This is a genomic window from Cupriavidus sp. WKF15, assembly GCF_029278605.1.
Lineage (GTDB): Bacteria > Pseudomonadota > Gammaproteobacteria > Burkholderiales > Burkholderiaceae > Cupriavidus.
Genome location: NZ_CP119572.1, coordinates 2,137,696 through 2,155,342, shown reverse-complemented (window position 1 = coordinate 2,155,342; position 17,647 = coordinate 2,137,696). Strand labels below are relative to the sequence as shown.

The 17,647-nt window shown below is 62.0% G+C and carries 20 protein-coding genes; 8 read left to right on the top strand and 12 right to left on the bottom strand.

Annotation, left to right across the window (positions count from 1 at the left end; all coding sequences use genetic code 11):
- Positions 1–108 precede the first annotated feature (108 nt).
- From CupriaWKF_RS10010 to CupriaWKF_RS10000, 3 genes are all read left to right on the top strand, one after another.
- Positions 109–627 carry a hypothetical protein gene (locus CupriaWKF_RS10010; RefSeq protein ID WP_276097749.1) on the top strand — a complete coding sequence of 173 codons (519 nt, stop codon included), beginning with the start codon at positions 109–111 and terminating at the stop codon, positions 625–627.
- A gap of 255 nt (positions 628–882) precedes the next feature.
- Positions 883–1,152 carry a GTP cyclohydrolase gene (locus CupriaWKF_RS10005; RefSeq protein ID WP_276097748.1) on the top strand — a complete coding sequence of 90 codons (270 nt, stop codon included), beginning with the start codon at positions 883–885 and terminating at the stop codon, positions 1,150–1,152.
- 52 nt (positions 1,153–1,204) lie between these two features.
- Positions 1,205–1,447, top strand: coding sequence for a hypothetical protein (locus tag CupriaWKF_RS10000; protein ID WP_276097747.1), 243 nt, complete (start codon positions 1,205–1,207; stop codon positions 1,445–1,447).
- Between the two features lie 128 nt (positions 1,448–1,575).
- On the opposite strand, the gene CupriaWKF_RS09995 is transcribed toward CupriaWKF_RS10000, so the two are convergent.
- From CupriaWKF_RS09995 to CupriaWKF_RS09975, 5 genes are all read right to left on the bottom strand, one after another.
- Positions 1,576–1,860 carry a hypothetical protein gene (locus CupriaWKF_RS09995; protein WP_276097746.1) on the bottom strand — a complete coding sequence of 95 codons (285 nt, stop codon included), beginning with the start codon at positions 1,858–1,860 and terminating at the stop codon, positions 1,576–1,578.
- A gap of 173 nt (positions 1,861–2,033) precedes the next feature.
- A complete protein-coding gene (locus tag CupriaWKF_RS09990) occupies positions 2,034–2,264 on the bottom strand; it encodes a hypothetical protein (RefSeq protein WP_276097745.1) in 231 nt (76 codons plus the stop codon).
- A gap of 977 nt (positions 2,265–3,241) precedes the next feature.
- Positions 3,242–3,463, bottom strand: a complete 222-nt coding sequence (gene infA, locus CupriaWKF_RS09985; RefSeq protein WP_276097744.1) for a translation initiation factor IF-1 — start codon at positions 3,461–3,463, stop codon at positions 3,242–3,244.
- A gap of 17 nt (positions 3,464–3,480) precedes the next feature.
- Positions 3,481–3,759, bottom strand: a complete 279-nt coding sequence (locus tag CupriaWKF_RS09980) for an isochorismatase (protein WP_276097743.1) — start codon at positions 3,757–3,759, stop codon at positions 3,481–3,483.
- Between the two features lie 167 nt (positions 3,760–3,926).
- Positions 3,927–4,610, bottom strand: coding sequence for a serine protease (locus CupriaWKF_RS09975; RefSeq protein ID WP_276097742.1), 684 nt, complete (start codon positions 4,608–4,610; stop codon positions 3,927–3,929).
- 789 nt (positions 4,611–5,399) lie between these two features.
- Between CupriaWKF_RS09975 and CupriaWKF_RS09970 the strand changes: the two genes are divergently transcribed.
- On the top strand, positions 5,400–5,603 hold the full coding sequence (locus CupriaWKF_RS09970) for a cold-shock protein (protein WP_010812830.1): 204 nt from the start codon (positions 5,400–5,402) through the stop codon (positions 5,601–5,603).
- A 340-nt stretch (positions 5,604–5,943) separates the two neighbouring features.
- Here CupriaWKF_RS09970 and CupriaWKF_RS09965 read toward each other — a convergent pair whose 3' ends face one another.
- The 5 genes from CupriaWKF_RS09965 to CupriaWKF_RS09945 all read right to left on the bottom strand — a co-directional run bounded on the left by CupriaWKF_RS09965 (position 5,944) and on the right by CupriaWKF_RS09945 (position 11,472).
- The gene (locus CupriaWKF_RS09965; protein ID WP_276097741.1) at positions 5,944–6,375 is read right to left on the bottom strand and encodes a hypothetical protein; all 432 of its coding nucleotides are present in this window, start codon (positions 6,373–6,375) and stop codon (positions 5,944–5,946) included.
- 860 nt (positions 6,376–7,235) lie between these two features.
- On the bottom strand, positions 7,236–8,231 hold the full coding sequence (locus CupriaWKF_RS09960) for a tripartite tricarboxylate transporter substrate binding protein (protein WP_276097740.1): 996 nt from the start codon (positions 8,229–8,231) through the stop codon (positions 7,236–7,238).
- Positions 8,232–8,306: 75 nt separating this feature from the next.
- Entirely contained in the window at positions 8,307–9,473 is a 1,167-nt protein-coding gene (locus CupriaWKF_RS09955; RefSeq protein ID WP_276097739.1) for an acyl-CoA dehydrogenase family protein, read from the bottom strand.
- A 15-nt stretch (positions 9,474–9,488) separates the two neighbouring features.
- Entirely contained in the window at positions 9,489–10,694 is a 1,206-nt protein-coding gene (locus CupriaWKF_RS09950) for a CoA transferase (RefSeq protein WP_276097738.1), read from the bottom strand.
- Between the two features lie 10 nt (positions 10,695–10,704).
- Positions 10,705–11,472 carry an enoyl-CoA hydratase/isomerase family protein gene (locus CupriaWKF_RS09945; RefSeq protein ID WP_276097737.1) on the bottom strand — a complete coding sequence of 256 codons (768 nt, stop codon included), beginning with the start codon at positions 11,470–11,472 and terminating at the stop codon, positions 10,705–10,707.
- 134 nt (positions 11,473–11,606) lie between these two features.
- Between CupriaWKF_RS09945 and CupriaWKF_RS09940 the strand changes: the two genes are divergently transcribed.
- Complete coding sequence (locus CupriaWKF_RS09940) at positions 11,607–12,449, top strand: helix-turn-helix domain-containing protein (protein WP_276097736.1); 843 nt, start codon at positions 11,607–11,609, stop codon at positions 12,447–12,449.
- A 70-nt stretch (positions 12,450–12,519) separates the two neighbouring features.
- Here the strand turns inward: CupriaWKF_RS09940 and CupriaWKF_RS09935 are convergent, their stop codons facing one another.
- Positions 12,520–12,903, bottom strand: coding sequence for a VOC family protein (locus CupriaWKF_RS09935; protein ID WP_276097735.1), 384 nt, complete (start codon positions 12,901–12,903; stop codon positions 12,520–12,522).
- A gap of 364 nt (positions 12,904–13,267) precedes the next feature.
- Between CupriaWKF_RS09935 and CupriaWKF_RS09930 the strand changes: the two genes are divergently transcribed.
- Both CupriaWKF_RS09930 and CupriaWKF_RS09925 read left to right on the top strand, forming a co-directional pair.
- Entirely contained in the window at positions 13,268–13,750 is a 483-nt protein-coding gene (locus CupriaWKF_RS09930) for a (2Fe-2S)-binding protein (protein WP_276097734.1), read from the top strand.
- Positions 13,747–16,044, top strand: a complete 2,298-nt coding sequence (locus CupriaWKF_RS09925; protein WP_276097733.1) for a molybdopterin cofactor-binding domain-containing protein — start codon at positions 13,747–13,749, stop codon at positions 16,042–16,044. Before CupriaWKF_RS09930 ends, CupriaWKF_RS09925 begins: the two co-directional genes overlap by 4 nt.
- Here the strand turns inward: CupriaWKF_RS09925 and CupriaWKF_RS09920 are convergent.
- Positions 16,041–16,220, bottom strand: a complete 180-nt coding sequence (locus tag CupriaWKF_RS09920) for a hypothetical protein (protein ID WP_276100877.1) — start codon at positions 16,218–16,220, stop codon at positions 16,041–16,043. The genes CupriaWKF_RS09925 and CupriaWKF_RS09920 overlap by 4 nt on opposite strands.
- Before the next feature lie 508 nt (positions 16,221–16,728).
- Between CupriaWKF_RS09920 and CupriaWKF_RS09915 the strand changes: the two genes are divergently transcribed.
- Positions 16,729–17,640: a cation diffusion facilitator family transporter gene (locus CupriaWKF_RS09915; protein ID WP_276097732.1), complete on the top strand. Its 912-nt coding sequence runs from the start codon at positions 16,729–16,731 to the stop codon at positions 17,638–17,640.
- The last annotated feature ends 7 nt before the right edge of the window (positions 17,641–17,647 follow it).

The following is a 17,647-nucleotide window of genomic DNA, read 5'->3' as shown; positions in this document are numbered from 1 at the left end:
CACCGTCCTGCACCCGAACCAGGGCCATCAGGAGCATCGGTCGCAGTAAGCAAGCAAGCATCCGCCGGCTCGTCAGAAATGGAAATTGAGATTGCGTGAGGTAACTTCATGCGTACGCTCCTGTATTTCAGTCTGAGAGACACCGCCACCGCGCAACTGGCACAAGCGCGATTGGGCGATTTGGCCAGTACCCAGGCACTCGTCGCAGGGCCGTGGTTTGTCCAGCGAGACAATCAGCCCATCGACGGATTGCCGACGATCGACCTCGGTCAGACTACGTACCGCGAAGAGGCGGCGATCACGGGAATTTTTATCGGCGCGTTCGTCGGCGCGCTCGTCGTCTTCAGATACGGCGTTTCCGCCGGCGCCGGTGCCACTGCAGTTGCGTATGTTGGTGCTGTCACGCTTGGCGCGATGATCGGATGGTGGCTCTGCGGATTGGTCGGCGGCAAGATTGGTCGCCTTGCACTGTGGCGGCAGAATGCGCACCTTGCACCGGGCCAATTGCTGATGAGCGTCAGTTGCGATTCGCGATCGAAGGAAGCCCTGAAGCAGCTCATCAACGAACTGGGCGGCGTCGGGGTCGACGAGCATAGCGATCTGATGCCGAATTTCAGATGGCTATGACTGCCGCTTCGGATCGACCGTGTCGATGCGCTCCCGGAAACGTACGTTACGCGGCCTGAACGAGAAGGGGAAGCCCGAACTGCTCCAGGAAGTTTGACGGTCAAATTGCTGGGTGCCTATGGTTGAGCAGCATCGATGCAGCGTTTGATTATGGAGAGGCAAAGGCTCGCGATGACATTGCTAGCCTTGTCGCCGAAAGTAAATCGGACACGTCCCGGCTTATCCGCGTATGCTCGGTGATGAAAGGAGACCAACATGTCTCAGAACAACGCAATCTACAAAGGCTTCCGGGTATCTGCGAGGGTGCGTCACGTACCCGGTGCAGTCCCCGGCGGCGACTTGGTTGAGCCGCGCTTCCTCGCTACCGTAACGATCACACAAGTTAGTACAGGAATGGGTTCTCGCAGACAGTTGCCACCCATGATCCAGCATTTCGCAAGCGCGCCGCATGCTGCCATCGCGCTGGCCTTGTCGTCAGCCAGGGACGCGATCGACGGTATGTCGACGTTCGTCAAGGCGAGGTAGCCCGCGTCGGCCATGCCACAGGCTCAGATCGAAAGAGAAAGGGGGAGACATCATGTCAAGACAGATCAAGAACAAGGCCGAACTGCGCGCCATGCTTCGTGCGGAACAGGAAAAATTCTCTGAATGCGAGGGCGCTTGCTTTGGCGACGTGTTCTGGCATGCCGCGGATGCAGGAGGCTGCAACTGGAATCTGTCAACTATGGAGGGCGGCAACAGCGCCGCGTGCGTAGAGGCGATCCGCCCGTTCGCTAGCCAGCTACGCGAGATGTACAACGTGCCGGACGAAGGTAAGTAGCGAGCCTCGGCTGAAGCAATCCACCTGAAACGCGCGTCTTTGCGGCCATAGGGCGCACTCCTGCTTTTCGTCAGGAGTATGCGTCTGTAGGTAAGTCTTATTCTGAAGAAGGGTTTCGGCGTCTTCGATCAAAGACCGGCTAGCGACTCACCTGCGACTTGGCCTTCGATAATGTGTTCGCCGTGTTGCATGGCCGCACGCTTCGCTAACCCTAGGTCAGACCAGTGCATATCTGGAACGTGGAACACGCGCGCGCTCGTGCCGCCAGGTGGTTCACCTTCCCGGCAGATGACCACGGACGCACTGTATGAGCGGTCTGGCCGGCGCTCGTGCCATTTGCGAGGTGCGTCGAATTTATAGACCAACGGGTAGATATCAAAGCCCTTGTAGTTTGCTGCGGGATAGTTGTCCATCGTCACTCCAAGTGTGGGCAGGTTCCTGTACGTCGCTTTTCGCGACGTCGTTCGGGTATTCCATCAAGATTTGAGACTATCCGCGGTGGCCTTACTTTATGTCTTGTCTGAGTCGCTGCGGAACAACTCATGGAATCGGCTTGTGCCTCTTCAAGGCGACACACGGCTGCGCCTCAAGCCAAGCCATGAATAATATCGACAGCGAGTTTTCCATAGTGGACGGCTGCCTGCTCGGCCGCCGTGCGCGTGTAGTAATCATCCTCTTCGTCGAATGATTCACAAAACATTCGATCGTCCCTGTCCACTGTATAGCGGATGGCCATCATATAGCCCCATTTCGGCCCAGGAGCGCCCGTGCGAATAGAATCGCGGGCAGCCTCGAATGCCGCGACATGTATGTACATGCCTCGATATTCCTGGCACAGCCAACTCATTCGTGCCCGCATGGTTGGCGCTCGTCAACCAGCGCATGTCTTAGTTTGTTATGACCATCTTTGCAACGGTACATACCATCACCAGTAATGAGGTGGAGTAGGTGACCGCACTCAGCCATTGGAGCGTTCTGCTCGGCATTTCGCTTCGTCGTCGGTTCCACTCAAGTAACTGCGAGAGGACAAATAAGATAAAACTGGAAGAGTAGACTGCCAACACACGCTTCCCTCCGTAAATGAAAGGCTTTTCTCTACAGTCAGCGGTTCAGCTATCCCGGGTGAGAGATGGCGGAATAGAAGAGAAGCAGGCTAACCAATGGTGGCTGATGCGTGGATTCGCACGCTTTGCGTTGCGATGCACGGGGTTACCACGCTCCAGGTATTCGGGATCAAGGATGTACTCGTCTCCGTGGTTGTCTTGCAGCAATCCACGCCTCAATAAGTGCGGCGCAGCGAGAAGATCAAGGAGACGGCATTGAGGACGCGCGCGCCGTAGAAGCGGACGAGTCAATGCGGTTGGCATGGCTGCTTGAAGATCCTGCACAATCAGTTATACGGAGCTTTCCCGCCGTAGTCAATGAAACTCTATCGCTCGAATCTGTCAGGCGCCACGCTATATTTGGGGTCTTCTCCACCAGTCCATGGTCCTGCAGGAGCAGGAGATGGTGGGCTAGCCCGGACGGCTCTACAGTGCCGAGGGCCTTGCCAAGCTGAAGATCGGTCATCGAGGCCTGGACCTCGGCGCGTAGCGCCAGGAGGATTCTTCTCGCTGCATCTTGCAGCTCGGATCTTATTGGCTTGCGCCGTGTATTGTTGCTTCGTGGATGGGAGTGCTATGTGGAGCCAAAGGTTGTACTCTCGTTCGGACCTGGATGAAGAGGAAGATGGCCCATTCCATGGTGGCGTCAACAGTGGTCGCTATTTCGGGAGCGCGGAAACGCCGGATTCGCTCAGGACTTGTGACGATAGTTGATGCGCCCCTTTGTCAGATCGTATGGCGACATTTCGAGCGTGACGCGATCCCCCGCAAGAATACGAATGCGATTCTTCTTGAGCCGCCCGGACGAATAGGCCCAAACCTCGAAGCCATTCTCCAGGGTGACGCGAAAGCGGCTATCCGGGAGGACTTCCGAAACCTTTCCGCCAAATTCCACCAGTTCTTCTTTAGCCAAGGATGCTCCTTTCTGTTTCAGTGAATGCCACGCGGTGACGTGGAAGGGGTTGTAGCTTGCCGATACGGGGACGGTTGCAAGCGCATGTGCGCCACCACTGCGCTTTCCCCTGCGTGGCGGGCGGCTTGCCTGGCCTTAGCTTCGGTATGGTGCGTGGCGTGTCGCATCGAGACGTTCGCGACGATGCGTTCAGCGCCGTCCTTGTACTCGGAGATCATGTAGTTCGCGAACCAGACGCCGGGCTCTTGTTGGATGGGGTAAACGGAAACGGTGAACGGAGTAATGCCGGGATTCAAATTGTTGCCTGTTCGGACGGCGCTCGATCCCGGCGGGCGTGTCCTGCTTTCCCATGCGGGGGAGGTACGCGCGTGCCCGGCGATCGGTTGCCATTGCAGAAAGTCAGTGTCGCATCCTGCGCTTCATCGCAGGCGGGGAAACTGGCGTGGGATTGACCGTGCTTGCGCTACCCAGCACGCCTGGTACATGCGTGCTGGGTACGGAGCGGACGTGCCGCGGGTCGGAAATGATTGCGGCTGATTGTTGCCGCGAAAGGTTCGGGTGTACACCCGTGCTGCCGCCGATACTCTTCTAATGATGATGTTTGGCGGACGGCGCATTTGACATCGACGGCTGTCGACGGTTGCGAATAGTACCACTTCCGGAGATTTCCTGCCTGGAGGGCCTGGCGTACGACAGGCAAATGATGAAGCGTGTCATGGAAACCCAGCGGGAAGCCGACGATCGGCACCGGAGTGCCTGCTTCGATGAGGTCGCGTGGCCAGTAAAGGTGGGCCGGCGTAAAGGCCCGGTAGACCATACTCGACGGCAGAGCGGTGCGGTCGAGTTCGATCACGGCCACGTCGATACCGCCGCCGCCATCGAGCCCATCGCGCCAAACACTCTTGCCGTCGCGATACAGTGGAATTGAGAAGCCGATAGACTCTGCCACGTTGTCCGGATTGACATGCAGCTCTATCTCGATCCGGTCGGGGAAGTGCCCGGTCGGCTCGTCGATCAGCACATGCCGGCTTGTCACAACGAACAGACGCTGGCCTCGCTTGAAGAAAAAGCCGGTGGCGTTGGTCTTTGCCTGTTGAGCTTCGAATGTGGCAACGCGCGTGACGGCCAGCAGGACTGGCTCGATCATGATTCGGTGGCCCCCCTCTGCTCGCTCAACACCATAGTCGGAAAGCGCCGCGGTTCAGCGCCGCCCAGTTCGATCGCCGTCCTTGCGTGAAAAATATGTGTCGGCGTTGGCATCCATCGACTACAGGCTTGCGCCGTCCCCCAAGGCACTACGACCCGAAAGGTTGTGATGGCGGGAATGTGGGCGGTGCAAGAGACCGGTCATGTCTCTCCGAATCTTCGCAAGTCTGCAGCATGTGGCTAGGCGTATCAGCCACCATCGCTGGTCTTTTCGCTCGGCACCAGCGACCAGCCTTGCGGACCGCTGTCCTTTGCTTCCCGGTAGCTCCAGATTGCACTGCAGTTCGAGCAGCGGAATGTACTGATCGTGACCGTGACTGACCGAGGCATCTTGCTTCGCCGGGTATCGATGATGCGTAACCCGAGATGTCCAGAGGCACCGGAGGCGTCACTCGCCACAGCGAGACAGTTTGCGCAGAGAAACATACCGACCTCTTGTGCTGAAGGCGTGCCACTGTAGCACGCATCGCGGAACAATTCGGCACTCTTTCGCGGACGTCTTCAGCGCATTGGCTTGTGGCGGGCCTGGCGAGTACGCATCGATCGCCGTGAGATCTTCATTGACCGCGATGCGGCATGCCTGTATAAGAATTAGTGCAGGATCTTCAAGCGTAACCTCGAAGCGTTAGGTACACGCCCCGGCGGCGCCACTTTCTCTCCATGTTTCCTCCTTGATCGTCATGCCTCGCCTGCATTTTCGGCTCGGCGAGAATTCTTAAGGAGTCCTCACATGGAAACCGGTACTGTAAAGTGGTTTAACGATTCAAAGGGTTTTGGCTTCATTACGCCTGATGCAGGCGGAAATGACCTGTTCGCCCATTTCTCCGAAATTCAAGGCAACGGGTTCAAGTCGCTCCAGGAAGGCCAGAAAGTGCGCTATGTGGCTGGTGTAGGCCAGAAGGGCCCGGCCGCGACCAAGATCGAACCGATCTAAGTCGACCGTCTACGGTACGCAAGAAGCCCCGCCGGGAAAGCCGGCGGGGCTTTTCCTTTATGGGTTCACCGTGACCGACGCGGTTCAAGCGTTTCTGGCTGACCATCCGAACGTCATGATGCAAACACCCCCACGTACTCATCGTGGCTGAATCAGGTCTAGAACTGGTTTGCCCGTATCGAGCATGACGTCATCACGCGTGCGTGTTCACCCGTACGAAGGACCTCGACAAAAAGCTCATGCGCTCCATCCGTCAGTACAACAAGCTGGCCGCTCCGCTGAAATAGAAGCACTCCGATCCAACGCGCCGCATCCGGTGCGACTCTTCTGGTTCAGTGGACTAGCAGTCATTTTGTTGCTGCTCGTCTCGGATGTTTCGGTGGATCTTTCGCAAGGCACGGAGTGCGTGAGGATCATTCGGTTGTTCCATCGTGGCGTCAACAGATCTCGCTTGATTAGCCAGGGATTCGCACACCGCGGCGCGGGATTGGCCTACGCCAGAGTCTCCCTTGCTTCTGGCTTCGTGACCGCGCATTGTCTTCCGCTCCAATGCGCGATCAGACAGGAAGCTCGCTTCATCTTTACGCACGTGCTCGCTCTTTCCAATGACCGATACGCTGCCTTGGGGAGAGCCATCAACGATACCGTAGCCATCTGGGCATGCCGAATTTTCGGTGTAAAGAGTCTTGCCACTGCCTTCGCAACGTATTGCATGTGCGGACGCCGCCGTTGCCAGCATCATGCCAAGGAGCGCTGCTCTGATAATTGTCATGTTAATTCTCGGTGGGCGTAGGAATGTGCTTGGCGTGTCAGAGCACGCGATGTTGCCGGAATCAACATATGACATCCGAAAATGCGGCATACCCATCTAGATGGCGTAAGGCAGGTGACTGTAGCATGCAGGCAGTCTGTTGGTGGGTCGCATACCGGCTGAACGATTCCATCAAGCTGGTGCATCGACCGATGAATCCGCAGCCCGACTCTGACGTTGGCCAACCCGCGCACGGGCGTGCTGGCGCCAGAGGCAACTACAGACCCACTATGGCCTCTGGATCGCGCGCTTAACCTACGACAGCTTCCTGGGCGAAGCAGCCGCTCGAATGTCCGTTTGAGAACTCGATGGAACGACCGCTCATGGCCAACTCCGCCGTCGGCTCAACGTTTTAGGGCCGACGGGGGTATCGGAGGCTGCCGACCCCCGTTTCCGCCCCTCAGGGGTTTTCAAGGTCAAGCGGTCAGACTCCGACGTGACTCGTGGACGACTCGTCGGCCCTGGGGACGGCTTTGCATATGGCCGACAGTGTCGCCAGGCAAACAAAGGCCTTAAAACTATCCGCTAATGCCTCTATAAATAGAGCAATCTTTTGTAGGGGGCCGCCATGTCGGATGAGCAACGCGCCGCTTTCGAGGAGGCTTTTGCTCTAGCGCCACTAACGCAAGGTGGCCAAATGCGTCATTTTGGTTCTCGACGTATTGGCGCGCGGCGGATGTCATGAGGTCGGTGCGGAAACAGACATAAGCCAGGATATGAGCGGTTTGCGCCGAATCAATGCCGCGCCTGGCCCAAGGCGCACCGTTCGCGCATGGGTGCGCAAGGCGGGTCGCGATCCGCGTCCCCCGGCCCCATCCCCTCTATAGCAACTCGATCTTTGCAGTCGCCGCCAGCCGCTTCCACCTGGCGATTTCTTCCCTTTGGTAGCTGTGCAGTTCCGCAGGCGTGGAAACAATCAGCGATGTGGACTGGCGCTGGTAGTACTCCCTGACCTCCGCGGACGCTGCAGCCTGGGCGAACAGCTCGCCCAGCCGTTGCGCGATCGGCGCGGGCGTCTTGGCGGACACGGCCGCCGCCACCCAGTTGTAGGCCAGGAATTTCGGCACGCCCGCCTCGCCTGCGCTTGGCACGTTCGGCAACAACGGCGAGCGCTGGGGCGCCGTGAAGGCCAGCGCGCGCAGCTTTCCGGACTTCACCAGTTCGATGGCGCCGCTGGCGTCCACCACCGCGAAATCGACATTGGCGGCCAGCACACCGTTGACGGCATCGCCGGCGCCCTTGTAGGGGACGCCGGTGGTCTTCATGCGGCTCTGCTCGTTCAGCCACTCGCTATACAACGTGTAAGAGACGGAGCCAGTGCCATAGTTGAGCGCCCCAGGTCGCTTCCGGGCGTCCTCCACCAGCTCCCCGAGGGTCCGATACGGCGAGTTTGCCGGCACGATGATCAGGCACGGCCCGCGCGACAGCAGCGTGATCGGCTTGAAGTCGGTCAGCGGGTCGTAGGGCAGCTTGCGGAACGTGGCGGCGTTGGTGGAGAGCGTGGAATTGCTGCCGATGAACACCGCGTAGCCATCGGCGGGCGCACCGAGCACCGTCTGCACGCCAATAAATCCGTTGCCGCCGGGCTTGTTCTCCACCACCACGCCCTGTCCCGTCAGATCGCCGATCTTCTTGGCAAAGATGCGCGCGGTCATGTCCGTGCCGCTTCCGGACGGAAACGGCACGATAAAGCGGATCGGCCGGCTGGGAAATGCTTGCGCCCATCCGGGCAGCGGCAGGCTGGCCAGGCCGGCCGCGCACGCCGCGCCCGCAAGCAAGGTGAAGCGGCGCCGCGAAGCGCTGAGGGTGGTGGTCATGTTGTCTCCTGTCATGCGTCCGGCGGTATCTGCCGCCGGTATGGGTACGTCAGTGGGGTGCCGGAGCCGCGCACGCTAGTGCTTGAGCCCCAGCAGATCGCGGGCGATGACCCAGCGGTGCACCTCGGACGGGCCTTCGTAGATGCGCATCAGCCGGGTTTCATTGGCCATCTGCTGCAGTGGCATTTCCTTGGTCATGCCCATGGCGCCGAATGCCTGCATCGCGTGGTCGATCACGTCCCATGCCATTTCCGTGGCGAACACCTTGATCATCGAGACCTGGGTGCGCGCCTCGTCGCCGTTGTCGATGCGGGCCGCGGCCTCGTAGGTCATCAGGCGGCATGCGTGGATGCGCGTGGCGGCGTCGGCCACCCACCACTGGATGGCTTGCCGGTCCGCCAGCGCGGCGCCGAAGGTACGGCGCTGCGGTGCGTATTCGCATAGCATGTCGAGCGCGCGTTGCGCCCGGCCGATGCACCAGGCCGCCATCTGCACACGGCGGCTGGACAACCGCGTCTGCATTGGCGCGAAGCCCTGTCCTTCCACGCCCAGCAGCTGGGAGTGAGGAATGCGGCAGTCTTCCAGCACCACCTCGTAGGTGGAAGCGCCGCCGATCATCGGAATGCGCCGCTCCACCTTGAAGCCGGGCGTGCCGCGATCGACGAGGAAGGCGGAGATGCCGCCGCGCGCGCCGCGCGTCTTGTCGGTGACGGCCATCACGATGGTCCAGTCGGCGCGCGCGGCGCGGCTGATCCAGATCTTGCGGCCGTTGAGCACCCAGTTGTCCCCGTCGCGCTCGGCGCGCGTCGTCATCATGGCGGGATCGCCGCCAGCGCCAGGCTCGGAAATGGCGATCGCGGAAACGGCTTCGCCGCGTGCGTAAGGCTCCAGATAGCGCGCGCGCTGTGCCGCATCGGCGGTCTTCAGCAGCATGCGCAGGTTTGGCGAATCGGGCGGCAGGTCATACGGCGCGATCGTCTTGCCCAGCTCTTCGTTGACGCCGACCATCGCCACCACGGGCAAGTCGGCGCCGCCCATCTCGGCGGGGGCGTCCAGCCCCCACAGGCCGAGCTCGCGCGACATCCCGTCGAGCCTGTGCTGCTCCTGCGGGGTCAGCGTGATTTGCCCGCCCTCAGCCTCGCGCGCCAGCACGGCCGGTTCGAGCGGAATCAGTTGTTCGCGGACGAAGCGCCCAACCAGGTCCTTGAGCATCTGGTGTTCTTCATCGAGTACGAAGTGCATGCGTGGTCTCCTCTTTCAATTGTTTCGGGTGCCGGCGATCGCATCGATATCGCATGGCGCCAGGCCGGCCTCGAGCAGCACTTCCCCGGTGTGCTCGCCCAGCAGCGGTGCGTGTCGGCGCAGGGCTAGCGGCGTGGCCGAGAAGCGGGCCGTCGGACGCATTTCGCGCAAAGGCCCCTCGGTCGGATGCACGGTGGACTGGAACAGCCCCACCGCGTTCAGATGCGGATGCGATGGCAGTTCGTCGGGCGTATAGATCGGCGTGGCGGGGATATCGAGTATTTCGAACAGCGCCATCCACTGCGCCGTGGTGCGGTCGGGTGTGATGTCGCCAAAGTGCTGGTACAGCGCGCGGATGTGGGTGTTGCGCTCGGCGCGGCTGGCGATGTTGTACTTCTCGGCGAGGTCCTCGCGGTCCACGGCGCGAAAGAACGCCTTCCAGTGTCGATCCGTATAGGGCAGGGCGCAGATCCAGCCATCGGCGGTCCGCGCCGGCCGCCTGCCGCCTTGCAGCAGCCGCGCATAGCCGGCCGGTCCTGCCGCGGGATCGAAGGTCAGCCCGGCAAGATGCTCGGCCATCACGAAGCTCGCCATGGTCTCCAGCATCGGTACTTCAACGGCCTGCCCCTCGCCGTGGCGCTCGCGATGCAGCAGTGCCGCCAGTACTGCGTTGGCCAGCGCGATGCCGGTGGTCTTGTCGGCGATCAGGCTCGGCACGTACTCGGGCCGGCTGCCGGCTGCGGCGCCAAGCGAAACGAGACCGCACGCAGCCTGGATGATGTCGTCGAACGCGGGCTTGTCGCGGTGCGGGCCGTCCTGGCCGAAGCCGGTGGCCACGCAGTAGACGATGCGCGGGTTTAGGGCTGCCACGGCGTCATAGCCGAAGCCCAGGCGCTCGATGGCGGCCACGCGCATGTTGTGGATGAACACGTCCGCGCCGGTTATCAATTGCCGCAGGGCCGCCGCGCCCGCTTCGGTCTTCAGGTCCAGCACCACCGAACGCTTGTTGCGGTTCAGCGCCAGATAGATCGAGCTCATGCCCGCGTTGCGCGACACGCCGTTGGCACGCATCAGGTCCCCTTCGGGGCCTTCGATCTTGATGACGTCCGCGCCGAGGTCGGCCAGCGATTGCGTGGCGAGCGGCCCGAGTACGACCGACGTCAGGTCCAGCACGCGGATGCCGTCGAGCGGGCCGGCACAGGCGGATTTACGTGCTTGCATCGATCCCTCCTCAGTGACGGTGAAACACGGGTATGCGGCGTTCCGCCATGGCGGCGACGCCCTCCCGAAAATCGGCGGTGGCGAACTGCACTCGCTGGATGGACAGTTCGCGCTGGTTGGCCTCGATAATGCGGTCGGCCAGGCCAAGCCGCAGCGTCTCGCGCGTGCTTTCCACGGCCAGCGGCGCCGAAGCTGCAATCTCGTGCGCCAGCGCGAGGGCATGGGCGCGCACCGCTTCCTGCGCCGCCAGTTCGTCGGCCAGGCCGATCCGTACGGCTTCCTCGCCGCCGATGCGAATGCCCGTGTAGAACAGGCGTGCCGCCTGTTGCTCGCCCACCAGGCGCGGCAGCGTCACGCTCATGCCGAAGCCGGGATGAAAGCCGAGGCGGTTGAAGTTGGCGCTGAAGCGTGCCTCGGGGCAGGTCACGCGGAAATCGGCAACCAGTGCAAGGCCCAGGCCGGCGCCGATTGCCGGCCCTTCCACCGCCGCGACGACCGGCTTGCGGTTGCGATACAGCTTCATCGCCTGCGCATAGAATGCCGACGGGTCGCGCGAGACGCTCCCGGCGCCGCTGAAATCGGCACCGGCGCAGAAGGTGCCGACGCCGGAGGCCAGCACCACGGCGCGGCAGTTGTCGTCTTCATCGAGCTGCCGCAGTACCTCGGCGAGCTGCTGCATGACGTCGGCATCGACGAAGTTATGGGGTGGGCGGGATATTTCGATCTGCGCAACGTGCGCGTCGCGGCTTAGCGTGATGACAGGGGAAGCAGAGGTCATGTCGAAGCATTCCAGGGCGTGAAGAATGCAACCAGTATTCGCTGGCCCGCGCCGCTGCGCTACACTACAATTTCAGAATCCGAAATTCGCTGCGGTGCCGCAGGACATGTACGTACGGTGCCGCGTTCCCCGCCATGGCCACATCCCGACCCGCTTCACCGTCGAGCCGAGAACTGACGCACAGCACGGGCTGCTTCACGCGGCAGACCGAAGGCAGTCAGTCGCTGGAGCGCGGCCTGATGCTGCTGCGCGCGTTCCGCATCGGGTCTTCGAGCCTGACCAATGCGGACCTTGCTGCGCGCACTGGCCTGCCGCGGCCGACGGTGAGCCGGCTCACGCGCTCGCTGGTGGACAGCGGGTTCCTGCGCTACGACACCACCGAACGCGCCTACCGTCTGGCCGCCGTGGTGGTCAGCCTGGCTGACGCCTTCTTCCATGCCGTGGAGGTGCCCGAGATCGCCTTGCCGTTGATGCGCAGGGTTGCCGAAACGGAAATGGTCAATGTCGGCCTTGCCGTGCCGGACCAGGCCGCGATGGTCTACCTGGCGGCGGTGCGCTGCAGTGGCGACAGCGTTTCGCGTACGCGGCGCGTGGCGCCCGGCACGCGTATCCCGATGGAGCAGGCCTCGATCGGCATGGCCTGGCTTGCCGCCGAAGCGCCGGCGGTGCGTGCCGAGTTCCTGGCGCGGATCGAACGGAAAGTAGGTGAGGACTGGCCTGCTGTGAGCAAGGCGCTGTCACGCGGCATCAGCCAGGCGCAGAGACTGGGCTACTGCACCGCCAACTACCAGCCCGGGCACCTGACCGCGGTGGGCGCCGCGTTTCGCGGCCCGGACCATCAGTGGTATGGCCTCAATATCAGCTTCCCCCACGAGCCCCGCGAGAAAAGGCGTGACGTGGCCCGGTATGCGCCACTGCTGCTCGAGCTGATCGCAAAGATCCGGGCAGCGTGCGGCATCGTCGACGATGCGTCGTAGTTCCAAAGACTTCTTCGAACCTGTCGGCGATGATGCTCGCCGGCGCCTATCCCCATTGCACTTCAATCCGTCAGGATCCCATCTTGTAAGGGCGAGTCATGACCTCAAGGAAATGACCGTCAGGATCGTCGAAATACATTCCCCGCCCGCCGTTGTGCAGATAGGTTTCGCCTGCACGCTGTTTGCTGGGATCGGCCCAGTACTGAAGCCCTCTGTCGCGAATCCGAGCGAAGACGCGATCGAATTCGTCCTCGCCGATCAGGAACGCATAGTGCTGCATGGAAATCGCGCCGTCGCTTTCCAAGAAGTCGAGCGAGACGCCGTTGTCGAGTTGAACGACCAGCATCTGCCCGAACTCAATGGGCCTGGGAAGCTCCAGGATGTCCACGAGGAACATCGCTGATTTCTGCTTGTCGCTGCACCAGACGATCGTGTGGTTTAGCTGTACGCCCATATTGCGCCCCTCACTGAATGTTGCTGATCATGCGCTCTTGCCCAGGACGTAACGGCTGTCTCGCCATGGATCCTGCATAGCCGACGCCTGATGCCATTCAAGTGTATATAACGACGAGCGGCAGAGGACGGCCAGTACCGGCCTTCCGAAGGTGGCACGGTTCTGGAGACGGGATTCTCATTAAGATTCCTTGGCCTGTGCCGTCTCGGCACGCGCCGTCATCCATGCAAGCCCGGCTGCGAGCGAGCGGCCCGAGGCGAAAAGCGATTGATGAGCGTCATTCATGGCCGTATGTTGGATAGCGCGCATAATCGCGCCGCGTTTCTCCGCTACCATCCCGCGAACACCTGCCACGTTTTCTGCTATGACATCCCTCATGATCAACGGCCAGGTCCATGAAGTCGAACTGTCCCCAGACACGCCATTGCTCTGGACGCTGCGCGACGCGCTGGGTTTTACCGGCACGAAATTCGGATGCGGCATGGCGCTGTGCGGTGCCTGCACGGTCCATGTCGACGGACAGCCGGTGCGCTCGTGCGTGACGCCCATCTCCGCACTGCGCGGCAAGCCGGTGCGAACGATCGAATCCATGGAGACGGACCGCGTCGGCAAGACCGTGCAGGACGCATGGGTGGAGTTGGGCGTGGCGCAGTGCGGCTATTGCCAGGCGGGCCAGATCATGACCGCAACGGCACTGCTCAGGGACAATCCGACACCCACCGACGCGCAGATCGTGGCCGCCATGAGCGGCAACCTTTGCCGCTGCGGTACCTACACGCGCATCAACGCCGCGGTACGGCTGGCGTCTTCACGGCTTGCCGGTAACAAGACGGACGCCGAGGCATGATGCGCACCGATAGGGCTCCGTTGGAACGGCCGGCGCGCCGCCGGCTCTTGCAGGCGGGAGCCGCGCTGGCACTGTCGGTGGGGTTCGGCGGCCTGATCACCAAGGTGAATGCCGCGAAGAAGTATGGCGCCGCGTCGATGCCCGGTGGTGTCGTGGACAATCCGCTGGTCTTTGTGTCGCTTGCCCGTGATGGCACCGTGACCATCGTCGCGCATCGCGCCGAAATGGGTACCGGCGTGCGGACCAGCTTGCCCATGGTGGTTGCCGACGAGATGGAGGCCGACTGGAGCCGCGTGCAGATTGTGCAGGCCGATGCCAACGAGGCCCGCTATGGCAACCAGAACGTGGACGGCTCGCGCAGCGTGCGGCATTTCCTGGCGCCCATGCGCCGCGTGGGTGCATCGGCGCGCCAGATGCTGGAAGCCGCCGCGGCCGCGCGGTGGAACGTGCCTGCGGCCCAGGTGCAAGCGCGCAACCACGAAGTCATTCACGTGCCGACGGGGCGCCGGCTTGGCTACGGCGAACTGGCCGAGGGCGCCATGCGCCAGCCAGTGCCGGCGCACGATCAGCTCCGGCTCAAGAAGCCAGAGGCGTTCCGCTATATCGGCAAAGGCAAGATCATGCCGGCGGATAGCCGTGATATTGCACAGGGCAAGGCCAGGTACGGTATCGATGTGCGTTTGCCCGGTATGGTCTATGCGGTCATTGCCCGCCCGCCGGTCTATGGCGGCAAGTTGCGCAAGGTCGATAGCACCGAGACGCTGAAGGTGCCGGGCGTACTCCGCGTCGTGGAACTGAAGGGATATGACGGCCCTCCGCTGTTCAACCCTGTTGGCGGCGTGGCGGTGGTCGCCACCAATACCTGGGCGGCCATGCAGGGCCGTACCGCGCTCAAGCTCGAGTGGGACCATGGGGCGAACGCGAGCTATGACTCGGCCGTGTTCCGTCGCGCGCTCGAAGCTGCGGCGCGTCAGCCGGGCAAGGCGCTGCGCAACGACGGCGATGCCGTTGCGGCGCTGTCGGCGGGCCATGGCCAGCGCAAGGTTTCGGCCGAGTACTATATCCCGCATCTTGCACACGCGTCGATGGAACCACCGGTGGCCACAGCGCGCTTTGTCGACGGCAAGTGCGAGATCTGGGCACCTTCGCAGGCCCCGCAGGGAGCACTGGAGAGCGTGGCGAAGCATGTCGGGCTGGATCCCAAGGACGTGACGGTGCACCTGACGCTGCTTGGCGGCGGGTTCGGACGCAAGTCGATGGCGGACTTCATCTCCGAGGCCGCGCTCGTATCCAGGGCGATGGGCGGCACGCCGGTGAAGCTGCAATGGACGCGCGACGACGATATCCGGCACGACTACTACCACACGGTATCAGTCGAGCATATGGAGTCGGTGCTGGACGCCAGCGGCAAGCCCACGGCATGGCTGCACCGATCCGCCGCGCCTACCATCGGCTCCACCTTCAAGACCGGTGCGCAAGGCAAGGCAGACTTCGAGGCCGCGATGACGGCCATCAACATCCCGTACCAGATTCCGTCGATCCGCCTGGAGTCGGCCGATGTGCCGGCGCATACGCGCATCGGCTGGTTCCGCTCGGTGTCCAACATTCCGCATGCGTTCGCGGTGCAGAGCTTTATCGCCGAACTGGCGCACCAGGCGGGCCGAGACCCGAAGGACTACCTGCTGGAATTGATCGGGCCACCGCGCAAGATTGATCCCGCGGCGCTATCCGACAATTGGAACTACGGCGAGTCGCCCGACCTGTATCCGCTCGACACGGGTCGCATGCGCCGCGTGATCGAGGAAGCGGCGCGCCGGTCTGGCTGGGGCCTCAAACTGCCGAAGGGCCATGGCCTGGGTATTGCCATGGCGTACAGCTTCGTGACCTATGTGGCGACAGTGGTAGAGGTGGTCGTGGACGACAAGGGCCAGATCACGATCCCGCGCGTGGACATGGCCATCGACTGCGGCCCGCAGGTCAACCCGGAACGTATCCGCTCCCAGGTTGAGGGCGGGTGCGTGATGGGTATCGGCCTGGCGATGCTGGGCGAGATTTCGTTCCAGGGCGGCCGCGTGCAGCAAAGCAACTTCCACGACTTTGAAATCCTGCGTTCGCAGATGGCACCACGCGCCATCCACACGTGGCTGGTCGGCGGGGACTTCGACGTGCCGCCCGGAGGCGTGGGCGAGCCACCCGTGCCGCCAGTGGCGCCGGCGCTGTGCAACGCAATCTTCGCGGCCACTGGCCAGCGGATTCGTTCGCTGCCGATCCGGGGCCAGCTAGTGCAAGCCTAGCCGCGTGCGCCATCCGCGCGGTAGCGGATGGCGTCGATGACGATCCTGAGGGCGCGCGAGGACTGGCGGCGGCTTGGATAGAACGCATGGTAGCCGGGGAAGGTGGGGCACCAGTCTTCCATCACACGCACCAGACGACCTGCCTCGACGTCGGCGATCCTGGAGGAGGTTCTCAAGCATGGATTGAGCGGCGTGATGTCCCGTGAGCTTACCAGGCCCGAGCTCATTGGTAGTCGCCTGTCATTGCAGAGACTGTCAGCGGCGAAGCGGGTCGCCGTTCGGCGTATTGGCCTACCACTCAGAGGATTGCGTCGAGATCATAGGCGAGGCGACTCGCTATGAGAGGCCGACTGCTACAGGTGGTACGTTCGAAACATTCTTTTGTCCAACTTGCGGGTCTACCGTATATGCCCGCGCAGGGAAACCTCCGACTTTGATTGGGATTGCTGTCGGGGCGGGTTGTGATCCCTGAGCCCGCTCAAGCAACGTCGCCGATGTTTCGCAACGGCCGCACCGTTGCCGCGGATTGCGCTTAGTGTATGGTGCCGGCGTTCCGGTGCGCTTGCTCTGGAGCCGTGTGCGAATAAGGGCTGTCTTCCATGGTTGCCGCCGCCGGCCAAGGTTGGTTGAGGTGTCGCGCAGGCGCTAATATTTGGCTTGTCGTCGAATCACAAGGCACTGTCAATGCAAAGGCAAGATGGATTGAATCCTGAGACGGACGAAATGCCAGGCAGTCAGGCTGCGGCAAGACGAAGCACGCTCGTGAGCGTTGCGGTCAATATCGGCCTGACCCTCGGCCAGGTTGCCGCCGGTATCTTTGCTGGCTCCCAGGCGCTGGTGGCGGACGCAATCCATTCCCTTTCGGATTTGGCTTCGGACTTCGTTGTCCTGTATGCCAGCCACCATAGCAAGAAGGCGCCCAGCGAAGCCTATCACTATGGACACCAGCGTTTCGAAACTGCTGCCTCGCTGATACTTGGACTTCTTTTGCTCGTGGTCGGCGTCGGCATGCTATCGAACGCCGTACTCAAGCTTGAGCACCCGGATTCAATACAACCCGTACGAATAATAGGGCTCTGGGTTGCCCTTGGTGCGCTGGCAACCAAGGAATTGTTGTTTCGTTATATGCTGGCGATCGCCGAACGGGTCCGGTCGAGCATGCTGGTTGCAAATGCCTGGCACGCGCGGTCTGATGCGGCGTCTTCGCTGGTGGTGGCAGTGGGAATCCTGGGCAATACGCTGGGTTACCACCTGCTGGATCCGATCGCGGCACTGGTTGTCGGCCTGATGGTGACTAGGATGGGTTGGCAGTTTTCTCGGGATGCCCTGCGTGACCTGATGGATCGCGCGATCGACGCGGAGACGGTAGTTGCGATTCGCAAGACCATGCTCGAAACACCAGGCGTGCTTGGTGCCCACGATGTGCGGACCAGGAAGATGGGTGACATGATCCTGGTGGACGTCCACCTTGACATCAATGCGGCGGCAAGCGTGAGAGAGGGACATGACATTGCGCTTGAGGCGAGACGGCGAGTGATGGGCCGCAAAGATGTCCTCAACGTAATGACGCACGTTGATCCGGTCGAGGTGGCATGAAACCTTG